Origin of the sequence: Kitasatospora sp. SUK 42 (assembly GCF_015776785.2) — a bacterium.
Taxonomy (GTDB): domain Bacteria; phylum Actinomycetota; class Actinomycetes; order Streptomycetales; family Streptomycetaceae; genus Kitasatospora.
The window spans coordinates 470,558-483,509 of record NZ_LFMD02000007.1; the positions used below are offsets into that span (position 1 = coordinate 470,558).

The 12,952-nt window shown below is 73.0% G+C and carries 14 protein-coding genes; 11 read left to right on the forward strand and 3 right to left on the reverse strand.

Translation table 11 applies throughout. From position 1 onward, the window contains the following. The first annotated feature begins 147 nt into the window (after positions 1-147). The 9 genes from RZ50_RS23775 to RZ50_RS23815 all read left to right on the forward strand — a co-directional run bounded on the left by RZ50_RS23775 (position 148) and on the right by RZ50_RS23815 (position 7,280). The gene (locus RZ50_RS23775) at positions 148-1,314 is read left to right on the forward strand and encodes a SchA/CurD-like domain-containing protein (RefSeq protein WP_196952794.1); all 1,167 of its coding nucleotides are present in this window, start codon (positions 148-150) and stop codon (positions 1,312-1,314) included. 31 nt (positions 1,315-1,345) lie between these two features. Continuing rightward, positions 1,346-1,771, forward strand: a complete 426-nt coding sequence (locus RZ50_RS23780) for a cupin domain-containing protein (protein WP_196952793.1) — start codon at positions 1,346-1,348, stop codon at positions 1,769-1,771. Then, positions 1,768-3,024: a beta-ketoacyl synthase gene (locus tag RZ50_RS23785; protein WP_196952792.1), complete on the forward strand. Its 1,257-nt coding sequence runs from the start codon at positions 1,768-1,770 to the stop codon at positions 3,022-3,024. The genes RZ50_RS23780 and RZ50_RS23785 overlap by 4 nt, the downstream gene beginning before the upstream one ends. Before the next feature lie 5 nt (positions 3,025-3,029). Then, positions 3,030-4,271 carry a ketosynthase chain-length factor gene (locus RZ50_RS23790; protein ID WP_196952791.1) on the forward strand — a complete coding sequence of 414 codons (1,242 nt, stop codon included), beginning with the start codon at positions 3,030-3,032 and terminating at the stop codon, positions 4,269-4,271. 139 nt (positions 4,272-4,410) lie between these two features. Beyond that, positions 4,411-4,671 (forward strand): acyl carrier protein, encoded by a 261-nt coding sequence (locus RZ50_RS23795; RefSeq protein ID WP_196952790.1) that lies wholly within the window; start codon positions 4,411-4,413, stop codon positions 4,669-4,671. Between the two features lies 1 nt (position 4,672). After that, complete coding sequence (locus RZ50_RS23800) at positions 4,673-5,128, forward strand: SRPBCC family protein (protein WP_196952789.1); 456 nt, start codon at positions 4,673-4,675, stop codon at positions 5,126-5,128. Between the two features lie 32 nt (positions 5,129-5,160). After that, positions 5,161-5,454 carry a TcmI family type II polyketide cyclase gene (locus tag RZ50_RS23805; RefSeq protein ID WP_196952810.1) on the forward strand — a complete coding sequence of 98 codons (294 nt, stop codon included), beginning with the start codon at positions 5,161-5,163 and terminating at the stop codon, positions 5,452-5,454. 425 nt (positions 5,455-5,879) lie between these two features. Further along, the gene (locus tag RZ50_RS23810; RefSeq protein ID WP_196952788.1) at positions 5,880-6,416 is read left to right on the forward strand and encodes a hypothetical protein; all 537 of its coding nucleotides are present in this window, start codon (positions 5,880-5,882) and stop codon (positions 6,414-6,416) included. 375 nt (positions 6,417-6,791) lie between these two features. Further along, complete coding sequence (locus RZ50_RS23815; protein WP_308272133.1) at positions 6,792-7,280, forward strand: class F sortase; 489 nt, start codon at positions 6,792-6,794, stop codon at positions 7,278-7,280. Between the two features lie 80 nt (positions 7,281-7,360). Here RZ50_RS23815 and RZ50_RS23820 read toward each other — a convergent pair whose 3' ends face one another. Both RZ50_RS23820 and RZ50_RS23825 read right to left on the reverse strand, forming a co-directional pair. Next, positions 7,361-8,395, reverse strand: coding sequence for a methyltransferase (locus RZ50_RS23820; protein ID WP_196952786.1), 1,035 nt, complete (start codon positions 8,393-8,395; stop codon positions 7,361-7,363). A gap of 47 nt (positions 8,396-8,442) precedes the next feature. Beyond that, the gene (locus tag RZ50_RS23825; RefSeq protein ID WP_196952785.1) at positions 8,443-9,516 is read right to left on the reverse strand and encodes a nitrous oxide reductase family maturation protein NosD; all 1,074 of its coding nucleotides are present in this window, start codon (positions 9,514-9,516) and stop codon (positions 8,443-8,445) included. Positions 9,517-9,867: 351 nt separating this feature from the next. Between RZ50_RS23825 and RZ50_RS23830 the strand changes: the two genes are divergently transcribed. Next, complete coding sequence (locus RZ50_RS23830) at positions 9,868-10,809, forward strand: deoxyribonuclease IV (RefSeq protein ID WP_254803031.1); 942 nt, start codon at positions 9,868-9,870, stop codon at positions 10,807-10,809. Between the two features lie 93 nt (positions 10,810-10,902). Here the strand turns inward: RZ50_RS23830 and RZ50_RS23835 are convergent, their stop codons facing one another. Continuing rightward, positions 10,903-11,118: a hypothetical protein gene (locus RZ50_RS23835; RefSeq protein WP_196952783.1), complete on the reverse strand. Its 216-nt coding sequence runs from the start codon at positions 11,116-11,118 to the stop codon at positions 10,903-10,905. Positions 11,119-11,473: 355 nt separating this feature from the next. Here RZ50_RS23835 and RZ50_RS23840 point away from each other — a divergent pair, with 355 nt between their 5' ends. Then, the gene (locus tag RZ50_RS23840; RefSeq protein ID WP_308272139.1) at positions 11,474-12,913 is read left to right on the forward strand and encodes an amino acid permease; all 1,440 of its coding nucleotides are present in this window, start codon (positions 11,474-11,476) and stop codon (positions 12,911-12,913) included. Positions 12,914-12,952: the final 39 nt, after the last annotated feature.

A 12,952-nucleotide genomic window follows, 5' to 3' on the forward strand; every position in this document is an offset into this window, starting at 1 on the left:
CGCCCGGGGCGCCGCTGACGATCGACCTCAGGCCTGGCACCGATGGCCGGGCCGACCGCCACCGCAGCGCCCTCCCCCAGCCCGGGAGCACCCGCCGGACGCGGCCGTCACGGCCCGCCGCGTGCGGCCCAGAGCAGAAAGTGGATCATGACAACTCTGTCCGAACCGCACCCGAAGCAGCACGAAGAGTCCGACACCCGGCTGAGGGTGGTGCTGATGCTGGAGATCCAGGACGGCGCCCAGCAGCGTTTCCTCGACGTCTACGAGCAGCTGCGCCACCAGGTGGCCTCGGTTCCCGGCCATGTCAGCGACCAGCTGTGCCAGTCGATCAACGACCCCCGCCAGTGGCTGATCACCAGCGAGTGGAAGGACCAGGAGACCTTCCTGGAGTGGGTGGACAGCCCGGCCCACCGCGAGATGGTCAAGCCGATGCACGGCTGCGTCAGCGACAACTTCCGCTCGCTGCGCTACGCCGTGCTGCGCGAGACCTCGGCGGCCGGCTCCACCGGCACCCGGGCCCCGATGGAGGTCCCGCCCGGGCTGCCGCGCAGCGAGCCCGCCGGGCACGTCGGTCCGCCGAAGGCCGAGCCGGGCCCGGACGGCGTGGTGCGCCACGCCCTGACCTTCACCGTGAAGCCCGGCAGCGAGCCCGCGGTGGCCCGGATCCTGGCCGGCTACACCTCGCCCCGGGCCGAGGTGGACGAGTACACCCGGCTGCGCCGGACCTCTCTTTTCATGCTCGGCAACCGGGTGGTCCGCGCGGTCGAGGTGGTCGGCAACCTCGGCGACGCGCTGCGCCACGTGGCGATGCAGCCCGAGGTGCGGGCGGTCGAGGAGGAGCTCAACCCGTACCTGGAGGAGGACCGTCAGCTGGGCGACCCGCAGGCCGCGCGCGCCTTCTTCGCCAGGGCGGCGCTGCCCGCCAAGCACCAGGCGATCGCCAGCTCCCCGGCCTCCGGGCGGCTGCACCGGCACGCCGTGCTCTACCCGGTCCGCCCGGGCGGGGGGCAGGCCGTCGCCGAGCTGCTGGCCGACCACGACAACCTCGCCACCGCCGACCCGACCGGCCCGGTCGCGGCGGCCGTCGTCTTCCAGCGCGAGGACACCGTGGTGCGCCTGGCCGACCTCCGGGTCCCGGCCGAGGCCGACCCGGCGGCGGCCCTCGGGGTGGCGGGCGAGCACGAGGCGGCCGAGCTCGCCCGGCTGCTGAACCTCGGCCCGAACGGCGACCTGCGCACCGTCGCGGGCCTGAGCGCGTTCCTCGCCGCGCGCTCCATGAACCCGGTCACCGACCGCAGTTCGCAGACCGACTGACGTTCCGCACCAAGCCCGGAGGAAGCACACCATGACCACGCACTACCCACGGATCGTCAACGTCGACGAGGCCCCGGAGAACCGCCGCCACGGCGCCGAGCTGCGCACCATGCTCACTCCGACCACCTGCGGTTCGACCAGCGGCTTCATGGGCCTGGCGATCGTCCGACCCGGCGAGCGGATCAACGAGCACTACCACCCGTACTCCGAGGAGTTCGTGTTCGTCGTCTGCGGCGACCTGGAGGTGGACCTGGACGGGGAGGCCCGGCCGCTCAAGCCGAACCAGGGCCTGATGATCCCGATCAACATGCGGCACCGCTTCCGCAACGTCGGTGACACCGAGGCCCGGATGGTCTTCCAGCTCGGCCCGCTCGCCCCGCGCCCCGACCTCGGCCACGTGAGCACCGAGGAGTCCGCCGCATCAGGCCCGCCGGAACACGCCAAGGTGGGCTCGTGACACGGCGCGTCGCCGTCACCGGGATCGGTGTGGTCGCGCCCGGAGGGATCGGCATCCCGGCGTTCTGGGACCTCCTGACGGCCGGCCGCACCGCCACCCGGGGCATCTCGCTCTTCGACCCGACCGGGTTCCGCTCCCGGATCGCGGCCGAGTGCGACTTCGACCCGGCGGACCACGGCCTGACCCCGGCGGACGTCCAACGGGCCGACCGCTACGTGCAGTTCGCGATGGTCGCGGCCGACGAGGCGATCGCCGACGCCGGCCTGGACCTCGCCGCCGAGGACCCGTGGCGGGTCGCCGTCTCGCTCGGCACCGCCGTCGGCGGCACCACCCGACTGGAACACGACTACGCCCTGGTCAGCGCCGCCGGCGCGCGCTGGGACGTGGACCACCGGCAGGCCGAACCCCAGCTGCACCGGGCGTTCGCGCCCAGCACGCTGGCCTCCACGGTGGCCGAACGGGTCGGCGCGCACGGCCCGGTGCAGACCGTCTCGACCGGCTGCACCTCCGGCCTGGACGCGATCGGCTACGGCTTCCAGGCGGTCGAGGAGGGACGTGCCGACATCTGCGTCGCCGGCGCCTCCGACTCCCCGATCTCGCCGATCACCGTCGCCTGCTTCGACGCCATCAAGGCCACCAGCGAGCGCAACGACGACCCGGCGCACGCCTCCCGCCCCTTCGACGCCGGTCGGGACGGCTTCGTCCTCGGCGAGGGCGGCGCCGTCCTGGTCCTGGAGGAGCTGGAGCACGCCCGCCGCCGCGGCGCGCGGATCTACGGCGAGATCGGCGGCTTCGCCACCTTCGGCAACGCCTACCACATGACCGGCCTCACCAAGGAGGGGCTGGAGATGTCCAGGGCGATCGACCACGCCCTCGACCACGCCCGGGTGAACCGCACCGACGTCGACTACGTCAACGCGCACGGCTCGGGCACCAAGCAGAACGACCGCCACGAGACCGCCGCGGTCAAGCGCTCGCTGGGCGACCACGCCTTCGAGACGCCGATGAGCTCGATCAAGTCGATGGTCGGGCACTCGCTCGGCGCGATCGGCGCCATCGAGGTGGTCGCCTGCACCCTGGCACTGGCCCACGGCGTGGTGCCGCCGACGGCCAACTACGAGACTCCGGACCCGGAGTGCGACCTCGACTACGTGCCGCGCACCGCGCGTGAGCTGCCGCTGAGCCACATCCTCTCGGTCGGCAGCGGATTCGGCGGATTCCAGTCCGCCGTCGTGCTCAACAGAACGGGGTGAGTTCCATGACGTCACGTCAGCAGGGCCACCGGGCGGTGGTCACCGGCCTCGGCGTGGTGGCGCCGAACGGTGTCGGTGCCGATGCCTTCTGGAAGGCCACCAGGCAGGGCGTGAGCGTCCTCGACCGGATATCCCGCGAGGGCTGCACCGAGCTGCCGCTCAAGGTCGCGGGCGAGGTGAGGGGCTTCGAACCGAAGTCCGCGATCGACAGCCGCTTCCTCGTGCAGACCGACCGGTTCACACACTACGCGATGGCCGCCGCCGACCTGGCGGTGGCGGACGCGGGATTCCAGCCCGACCCCGAACAGCCCTTCGCGGTCGGCGTGGTGACCGCGGCCGGCTCCGGAGGCGGCGAGTTCGGCCAGCGCGAACTCCAGCAACTCTGGGGCCAGGGGCCGAAGTTCGTCGGCCCGTACCAGTCCATCGCCTGGTTCTACGCGGCGAGCACCGGCCAGATCTCGATCCGCGGCGGCTACAAGGGCCCCTGCGGGGTGGTCGCCAGCGACGAGGCCGGCGGCCTGGACGCCCTCGCGCACGCGGCCCGCTCGATCGGGCGCGGCACCGACGCGGTGGTGGTCGGCGCCGCCGAGGCGCCGCTGGCGCCGTACTCGATGGTCTGCCAACTCGGCTACCCGGAGCTGAGCCTGGCCGAGCTGCCCGAGGCGGCCTACCTGCCGTTCACCGCGCAGGCCTGCGGCTTCGCCCCCGCCGAGGGCGGCGCGATGCTGCTGCTGGAGGACGAGCGGGCGGCCCGGCGGCGCGGCGCCAACGTCCGGGCGCAGCTGGCCGGGCACGGTTCCACCTTCACCGGAGCCTCCCGCTGGGAGGAGTCCCGGGAGGGACTGGCCGCCGCGATCCGGATCGCGCTGGACGAGGCCCGGATCGCGCCCGAGGAGATCGACGTGGTCTTCGCGGACGCGCTCGGCGTCCCCGCCGCCGACCGGGCCGAGGTCCTGGCGCTGGCCGACGTGCTCGGCCCGGCCGCCGAGTCCGTCCCGGTCACCGCGCCCAAGTCCGGCACCGGACGGGCGTACTGCGGTGCGCCGATGCTGGACGTGGCCGCGGCCGTCCTGGCCATGGAGGACGGCGTGCTGCCGCCCACCCCCAACGTCACCGAGGTCTGCCACGACCTCTCCCTGGTGACCGACCGCGCCCGCCCGGCCGAGCTGCGCACCGCGCTGGTGCTCAGCCGCGGGCTGATGGGCTCCAACTCCGCACTGGTGCTCCGACGCGGGGAGCAGCCCTGATCCGTCGGCCCTGCGCCGCCGACCCCGATCCGTCGGCTCCGATCCGTCGGCCCCGATCCGTCGGTCCTGGGCCACGGCCATGAACCACCGGCCACGAACCGCCGGCCGTGAACGACATCCACGAGAAAGGCACGATCCCGTGAGCAACCCCCTCAGCTATCCCGAGCTGGCCGCCCTGCTTCAGGCCCGGGCCGGCGTCACCGTCGCCCCCGGCGAGCTGGAGCAGCCCGGCGCGCAGTTCGACGAGTTCGGCGTCGACTCGCTCGGACTGCTCGGCATCGTCGGCGAGTTGGAGAACCGGCACGGCTTCAAGGTCACCACCGGCGCCGAGTCCGCCAAGACCCCGGCCGAGTTCCTCGAACTGGTCAACTCCTCCCTCGTCACGAAGGCTGGTGCCTGAGATGCCCGGACACACCGACAACGAGATCGTCATCAACGCTCCGCTCGACCTGGTCTGGGAGATGACCAACGACCTGGAGAACTGGCCGGAGCTGTTCAGCGAGTACGCCTCGGTGGACGTGCTGGAGCGCGACGGCGACACCGTGCGGTTCCGGCTCACCATGCACCCGGACGACAACGGCCAGGTGTGGAGCTGGGTCTCCGAGCGCACCACCGACCGGTCCTCGCTCGCGGTGCGCGCCCGCCGGGTCGAGCCCGGCCCCTTCGAGTTCATGGAGATCCGCTGGGAGTACGCGGAGGTCCCGGCCGGCACCAGGATGCGCTGGATCCAGGACTTCGCGATGAAGCCCACCGCGCCGGTGGACGACGACGGCATGGTCACCCACATCAACAGGAACTCCCGGATCCAGATGCAGCTGATCCGCGAGAAGGTCGAGAAGCGGGCGGCCGACCAGTGAACACGACGCACCGCGCCCTGATCGTCGCCCGGATGAAGCCGGAGGCCGCTCCGGACATCGCCGAGGTGTTCGCCGAGTCCGACCGGGGCGAACTGCCCCACCTGATCGGCGTCACCGGCCGCAGCCTCTTCCAGTTCGGCGACGTCTACCTGCACCTGATCGAGGCCGACCGCCCACCGGGCCCGGCCGTCGCCAAGGTGGTCGGACACCCGGAGTTCCGGAGCGTCAGCGACCGCCTGACCGCCTTCGTGCAGGCCTACGACCCGGCGACCTGGCGTGAGCCCAAGGACGCCATGGCACGCGAGTTCTACCGCTGGGAGCGCTGACTCCCGCTCCCGCATGGGCCCGCCCCCGGCACACCGCCGGGGGCGGGCCCATGCGCACGCCGTCCACCTGTTGGCCCAACACCCCCCACCTGTTGGCCCATCAGCCCCCACCTGTTGAACCATCAGTCGGGCCTGCTGATCCGTCAGCCAAGGCCCGCTGGGCCGCCCCGGCCGGCCTGTCGACCCGTCAGCACCTGTCGGTTCGTCAGCCCCGCGCGACAGCGAATTCACCCGAACCCCCGAAGCAGACGAGTGAACAAGCCCTGGACTCCACCCGAAGGGAGCACTTTCCGTAGCGACACGGCCACTCTCCGGTGGCGAGCGGTCGCGCCGTGGTTGACGGTGGATCAGGCGCCACTTCCCACGATTACCTGACCGGCACCGTGCCGGCGGTCGTGGGTCCGCGCGTCGGAAGGATCATCCTCATGCGTTCTGCACGCACGATGCTCGCCGGGGCGGCCGTCGCCGCCGTCCTGACCGTCGGTACCCCGCTGGCCTTCGCCGACGGCGCCCTCGACCAGGGCAAGAACCTCACCTGGCAGGAGAAGGGGGACAACAACTCGAAGGGCGGCGACGAGGGCCGTGGCGGCGACCACGGCGGCCGCGGCGGCGACGAGCACGGCCGTGGTGGCGACGAGGGCCGTGGCGGCGACCACGGCGGCCGCGGCGGCGACGAGGGCCGTGGCGGCGACCACAAGGGCTCCGACGAGGGCCGTGGCGGCGACAAGGGCGGCGAAGGCCGTGGCGACAAGGGCGGCGAGGGCCGCGGTGAGGGCCGCGGTGAGGGCCACGGCCACGGTGGCGAGGGCCACCGTCCGCACGGCGGCGTCCACGCCGGCGGCGGCGGCATGGCGTCGAACAACAGCGGTATCGGGGCCGGCGCGGTGATGCTGCTCGGCGGCCTCGGGGCCGGCGCGTACGCGCTGCGTCGTAACCGTCGCGCCTCCGGCGCTGCCATCTAACATCCGCCACCGCCGCCTCTGGGCGCCTCCCCCGACCCGGGTGGGGCGCACAGAGGCGGCGGGCCTTTGCGGATCAGATCGAACTACCGAAACAGCGGAACAGGAGCGGAGAACAGGATGACTGACGGTCCCGCCTCCGGAATGCCCCGACTGCTGCGCGTGGGGTTGGGCGCAGCGGCAATCGGTGTACTGATGATCTACAACTCGGTCGGCAGCGGGCCGGGCGCCGGCCCGGTGGCCGTTCAGGCCGCGCCCCCGGCGTTCACCCCGATCACCATTCCCGGGCCGGCAGACGCCGGTTCCGGCCCCGCGGCCGGCCCTGTGGCCGAACCCGCCGCGACGCCTGCGGGCCCCGCGGCCGTACCGGCACCTCCGGTGGCCCCCGCGTTCCCGTCGCTCGCGCCCTCCAAGCCGACCCGGCTGCGCATCCCGCAGATCTCCGTGGACGCGCCGTTCACCGAGCTGACCCTCAATCCGGCCGGCCAGCTCAACGCGCCGCCGCCGGACGACAAGAACCTGGTCGGCTGGTACCGGGACGGCGTGAGCCCGGGTGAGCTCGGCGCCGCGGTCGTCGCCGGGCACGTGGACACCAAGACGGGCCCCGCGGTGTTCCTGTCGCTGAGCCGGCTGCGGCCGGCCAGCAGGGTCGAGGTGACCCGCGAGGACGGCACCGTCGCGGTGTTCTCCGTCGACTCGGTGCAGGCCTTCGCCAAGGACGCCTTCCCCGACCAGAAGGTGTACGGGAACACGCCGGACGCGCAGCTGCGGCTGATCACCTGCGGCGGCGCCTACGACAGGCAGAAGAAGGACTACGTGGAGAACGTGGTGGTCTTCGCCCACCTGGAGTCCTCGCACCCGGCCTGAGTGCCGGGCCCGGACGCCCGGCCCGAACAGCGGACGGCCGCTGCTCCCCAGGGAGCAGCGGCCGTCGGCGTGAGGCGGGGTCAGCCCCGCACCGTCGCCTCGAAGGCGTGCAGGTACGGGTTGACCGGGCGGACGGCGGAGACCGCCAGCCCGGCCTCCTCCATCAGCTGGACCATGCTCTCCTCGGAGTGCTTGGCGCCGCCCACGTTGAGCATCAGCATCAGGTCCATCGCGGTGGTGAAGCGCATCGACGGGCTGTTGTCGACCAGGTTCTCCACCACCACGACCCGGGCGCCGGGGCGGGCCGCGAGGACCACGTTGGCGAGGGTGCGGCGGGTGCTCTCGTCGTCCCACTCCAGGATGTTCTTGATGATGTAGAGGTCGGCGCGCACCGGGATCTCCACCCGGCAGTCGCCCGGCACCAGGCGGGCACGGGCGGAGAAGGCGCCGCCGTCCTGCAGCCGGGGGTCGGCTCCGGCGACCACCTTGGGCAGGTCCAGCAGGGTGCCGTGCAGCGCCGGGTGCTTCTCCAGCAGGCTGGCCAGGACGTGACCCTGGCCGCCGCCGATGTCCGCCACCGAGTCGATGCCGGTGAGGTCGAGGTAGTCGGCGAAGTCCTGGGCGGACTGCCGGCTGGAGGTGGTCATCGCCTTGTCGAAGACCTTCGCCGAGTCGCCCGCGTCGCTGTGCAGGTACTCGAAGAACTCCTTGCCGAACAGGTCGGGGAAGACGTTGCGGCCGGAGCGGACCGCCTCGTCCAGCTTCGGCCAGGCCTCCCAGGTCCACGGTTCGGTGCACCAGAGGGAGATGTAGCGCAGGGAGTTGGGCGCGTCCTCGCGCAGCAGGCGGGACATCTCGGTGTGCTCGAAGCGGTCCGTGGAGGTCTCGGTGAAGATCCCGTAGCAGGTGAGCGCGCGCAGCAGCCGGCCCAGCTGGCGGGGCTCGGTGTTCAGCGTCCCGGCCAGTTCGGTGACGCTGGTCGGGGTGTCGCCGAGCACGTCGGCGACACCGAGCCGGGCGGCGGCGCGGACGGCGGCGGCGCAGGCGGCGCCGAAGACGAGCTCGCGCAGCCGCATCGCGGCCTGGTGGGTGTTCTTCGCGGGTGCGGTGGTCATGGGCGGTCCCTCGGGGGTGGCTGGGGCAGGGGCTCTGAGGCTGGGGATCAGCAGTGGCCGGACGGCTCGGAGAGCGCGCAGGTGTTGCGGGCGAAGGTGTTGCCGACGCCGGTGTCGCGGTCGGCGAGGTCGGCCGGGCTGTTGCCGCTCAGGTTGTTGCCGGAGATGGTGGCGCGGGCGTTGGGGGCTCCGACGACGCTCTTGGACAGGACGATGCCGCCGGAGAACTCGGTGGTGCCCACGTTGTCGTGGACCTCGTTGTCGGTCACCCGGGTGTCCTCGGTGCCGGTGAGCACGATGCCGGCGCCCTGGATGGCGCCCAGGCGCGGGTTGGCGGGGCAGAACTTGTTGTTGGCGACGACCCGGTTGTGCCGGACGTCGAGGTCCCCGGCGCGGGGCACGCCCTCGTCGCCGACCACGAAGACGCCGGAGCAGTTGCCGCTGATGTCGTTGCGTTCGACGGCCAGTCCGCGCAGCCGGCGGACGGTGACGCCGACCCGGTTCCCGGTGAGCTCGTTGCCCGTCACGACGGTGCCCCCGGTGTCGGGCGCGCCGCCCTCGCGGTAGGCGTAGTTGGCGAGGAAGACGCCGGACTGGCCGTTGTCGACGGAGCGGTTGCCGATGATCGACGCCCGGCTGGACATCTCCTGGCTGATGCCCTGCTGGGCGTTGTCGTGGACGTAGGAGGAGCGGACGGTCAGGCCGGTGGTGCCGCTCGCGTCGATGCCGTTCTTGCGGAAGCCGGTGACGGTGAGGGAGTCGATCGTGACGTCGGGCAGCGGGGCGGCCTCGGTGCCGACCACGCAGATGCCGTGTCCGGCGGCGGCGCAGGCGTTGTCGGTGTCGGCCCCGGGGGTGACCACGGTCTCCGTGCCGAAGCCCCGCAGGGTCAGGCCGGCGACGGTGATGCGGACGCTCCCGGTGTAGGTGCCGGGGAGGACCAGGACGGTGTCGCCCGGTCCGGCGGCGTCGACGGCCTGCTGAATCGATTCGCCGGGGTGGACGACGTGCACGTCGAGGGCGTGCGCCGGCGTCACGGCGGTCAGGGTGGCGAGGGCGGTGGTCAGGGCGGTGGCGGCGGCAGTGGCCGCGGCAAGGTGGTGGACCCGTCGCGTGGGCATGAGTGATGACCTGTCTTTCTGAACGCGCGGGGTCGGCGGGCTGGGGCTCGGCGTGCTGGGCCGGCGTGTTTCCCGCGCGGTGGGTGCGGCGCGTCCTACGCGGTGTGTGCGAGTGGTGGCGGCCGGTGGTTACGGCCGAATCGACGCTATGGGCGCGCGGATGGGGCCGCCACCAGGGCTGGGCTGCGGGGCTGACGGGGCGTCGGCCGGGCGTGGGGCGCACCGGCGCGGCGCGCCCGGCGTGTCGCGGGCACCCTGTCGCCGGCGCCGTGTCGCGGGCCTCGTGTCGCGGGCGGCTCCGGGATCGGGCCGCGTGCCGCCCCCGCCCCGGCCCGTGACATGCTCGGGGGCATGAGCACCGCGCCCGTCCCGTCCGCCACCGCCGTCCGCAATCCGATCGGCGCCCACGTCCCGGTGGCCGCCCGCGGCCTGGCCGGGACGGGTCTGGCGTACGCGCGGAAGGTGGGCGCGGAGACGGTGCAGGTGTTCGTGGCCAACCCGCGCGGCTGGGCCACTCCCCCGGGCAACCCGGCGCAGGACGAGGAGTTCCGCACCGTCTGCGCCGAGCGGGGCGTCCCGGCCTGGGTGCACGCTCCGTACCTGATCAACTTCGGCTCGGACAACCCGGCCACCCGGGAGCGCTCGGCGGACTCGCTGCGGCACTCGCTGCACCGCGGCCACGCGATCGGCGCGCTCGGCGTCGTCCTCCACACCGGCTCGGCGGTCGGTACGGCGCCGGGCGGGGGCTCGCGCCGGGCCGAGGCGATGGCGCAGGTGCGCTCCGACGTCCGGCCGCTGCTGGATGAGCTGGACGCGCTCGGCGAGGACGCGCCCTGGCTGCTGCTGGAGCCCACCGCCGGACAGGGCAGCTCGCTCTGCTCCCGGATGGAGGAGCTGGCCGAGTACGTCGAGGCGCTGGACGGGCACCCAAAAGTCGGCGTCTGCCTGGACACCTGCCACGCCTTCGCCGCCGGACACGACCTGGCGGCGCCCGGCGGGGTGACGGCCGCGCTGGACGCCCTGGCCTCGGCGGCCGGTCCCGGCCGGCTGCGGCTGATCCACGCCAACGACTCCGAGGACGTGGTCGGCGCCCGCAAGGACCGGCACGCCAACATCGGCGCCGGGATGATCGGCGCGGAGCCGTTCCGCGAACTGTTCGAGCACCCGGAGACGGCCGGGGTGCCGCTGCTGGTGGAGACCCCGGACCGCAAGCACGGCGGGGACGGCACCGGGCACGCGATGGACATCGCGGTGCTGAAGGAACTGCGCGAACGGGCGGCGGTCGCGGTCTGAGGCCGTAGGGGTCTCCGCGCCCGGACCGCCGGGGCCCGGACAGCCGAGAGCCCGGGGGCCGGCGGGCGGCCTCCGGGCTCGGGTGCGACGGGATCAGCAGCCGCAGTCGCTCTGGCTGTGCTCGGCGAAGTTGAACCAGGTGGCGTGCGGACCGAACAGGCCGACGCCCGCGGAGCCGGACTCCAGGCTCTCCCCGGACGACTGCGCCGGCGCGAAACCCCCCGCCATGGCCGAGGTCGGGAGCGCCACGACGGCACCGGCCACGGCGACGACGACGGCGAGCTTGCGGATCTTCCCACGAAGCGACATCTGATGTCCTCTGGTTCGTCTCTGGTCCTCAACCCGCGCCCCCGAACGGCCTGTTCGACCGATCGACGGGCCGGGCGGCGCCCCACCGGGGAGACGCCGCGCCAAGGTTGGCACACGAACCCGCACGTTCGAGCGCGCGCCGCAACCCGCCTGGGGCATTCGGGTGAACCATCTCCCCCGGCCGGACGAACACAGTCACACATGTGCATTTACGGTCGAACAGTCACTCGAAGCGCGCCGGACGAGTGCCCGTCCAACCGCCCCGCGACCGCAAGTCTTGCGGTGATCCACCAGCCTGGATGAACAAATCCCATCGATTTGGCGCAAAGTATCGCCTGGTCCGACATTGGTAGTCGTGCCTCGTAGCTCCACCGGGCGCGAGCAGGACCACGAAAGGCGCACGACCTCCATGCAGACCAGCCCCGCCGCAACCCGGCAGGCGCCCCGGCCGAGCGGCCCGGAGAACCCGGACCAGGCCACCCCCACCCCGTCGAAGCACCGCCGCTTCGGGCTGCCGACCGCCACCGCCCTGGTGATGGGCAACATCATCGGCGGCGGCATCTTCATGATCCCCGCGGCCGTGGCGCCGTTCGGGACGGTCAGCCTGCTCGCCTTCGTCGTCCTCACCGTGGGAGCGATCGCGCTGGCGCTGGTCTTCGGGCAGCTGGCCCGCCGCAACCCGCGCACCGGCGGACCGTACGTCTACGCCCGCGAGGCCTTCGGGGACTTCGCCGGCTTCCTTTCCGCCTGGTCGTACTGGATCACCACCTGGGTCAGCAACGCGGCGCTGGCGGTGGCCGCCGTCGGCTACCTGGACGTACTGCTGCCGCTGGGCCACTCCATCCCGCTGGAGATCACCGCCGCGCTGGCCTTCCAGTGGCTGCCCGCGCTGGCCAACCTGGCCGGCACCCGGTACGTCGGGGTCGTCCAGCTCGTCTCCACCGTCCTGAAGTTCATCCCGCTGCTGCTGGTCTCGGTGGGCGGGCTGCTCTCCTTCGACTCGAAGAACCTCGGGCCGTTCGACGCCAGCGGCCAGGGCTGGATGGGCGGCATGTCGGCGGCCGCGGCGATCCTGCTGTTCAGCTACCTGGGCGTGGAGTCGGCCGCGATGAGCGCCGGCCAGGTCCGCGACCCGGAGCGCAACGTCGGCCGGGCCAGCGTGCTCGGCACCGCCGGTGCGGCCGTGGTCTACCTGCTGGGCACGCTCGCGGTGTTCGGCACCGTCGCGCACGACCGGCTGATCCACTCCAGCGCGCCCTTCTCGGACGCGGTGAACGTCATGTTCGGCGGCTCCTGGGGCGGCACGGTGATCGCCGTCGCCGCGCTGGTCTCGATGGTCGGCGCCCTCAACGGCTGGACCCTGCTGTCCGCCCAGGCCCCGTACGCGGCGGCCAAGGACGGCCTGTTCCCGGCCGTGTTCGCGAAGGAGAAGCGGGGGGTGCCGGTCTTCGGCGTGATCATCAGCGTCGCGCTGGCCTCGGGCCTGACCGTGCTCAACTTCGCCAGCGGCGCCAAGGGCGCGTTCGAGATCCTGGTCCTGGTCACCACCTTCACCGCCACCGTCCCCTACCTGCTCTCGACCGCCGCCCAGCTGTACTGGCTGGTCCGCGGCGCCACCGAGAAGGTCAACGGCACCCACCTGGTGCGGGACGCGGTGCTCGGCCTCGGCGCCTTCGCCTTCTCCCTGTGGCTCCTGGCCGGCGCCGGCTACGCCGCCGTCTACCAGGGCGTCCTCTTCCTCTTCGCCGGCATCCTGGTCTACGTCTGGATGGCCGGGCGCCGCCGCGCCGGCTGACCCCCGGCGGTCCGCCGCCCGCGAAGCGCACACCCGTGG

Coding starts and splice junctions, on each gene's coding strand:
- RZ50_RS23805 (WP_196952810.1), top strand. CDS start 5,161: ATGAAGCCGGAGGCCGCTCCGGACATCGCCGAGGTGTTCGCCGAGTCC.
- RZ50_RS23835 (WP_196952783.1), bottom strand. CDS start 11,118: ATGTCGCTTCGTGGGAAGATCCGCAAGCTCGCCGTCGTCGTCGCCGTG.
- RZ50_RS23780 (WP_196952793.1), top strand. CDS start 1,346: ATGACCACGCACTACCCACGGATCGTCAACGTCGACGAGGCCCCGGAG.
- RZ50_RS23775 (WP_196952794.1), top strand. CDS start 148: ATGACAACTCTGTCCGAACCGCACCCGAAGCAGCACGAAGAGTCCGAC.
- RZ50_RS23800 (WP_196952789.1), top strand. CDS start 4,673: ATGCCCGGACACACCGACAACGAGATCGTCATCAACGCTCCGCTCGAC.
- RZ50_RS23825 (WP_196952785.1), bottom strand. CDS start 9,516: ATGCCCACGCGACGGGTCCACCACCTTGCCGCGGCCACTGCCGCCGCC.
- RZ50_RS23830 (WP_254803031.1), top strand. CDS start 9,868: ATGAGCACCGCGCCCGTCCCGTCCGCCACCGCCGTCCGCAATCCGATC.
- RZ50_RS23790 (WP_196952791.1), top strand. CDS start 3,030: ATGACGTCACGTCAGCAGGGCCACCGGGCGGTGGTCACCGGCCTCGGC.
- RZ50_RS23820 (WP_196952786.1), bottom strand. CDS start 8,395: ATGACCACCGCACCCGCGAAGAACACCCACCAGGCCGCGATGCGGCTG.
- RZ50_RS23810 (WP_196952788.1), top strand. CDS start 5,880: ATGCGTTCTGCACGCACGATGCTCGCCGGGGCGGCCGTCGCCGCCGTC.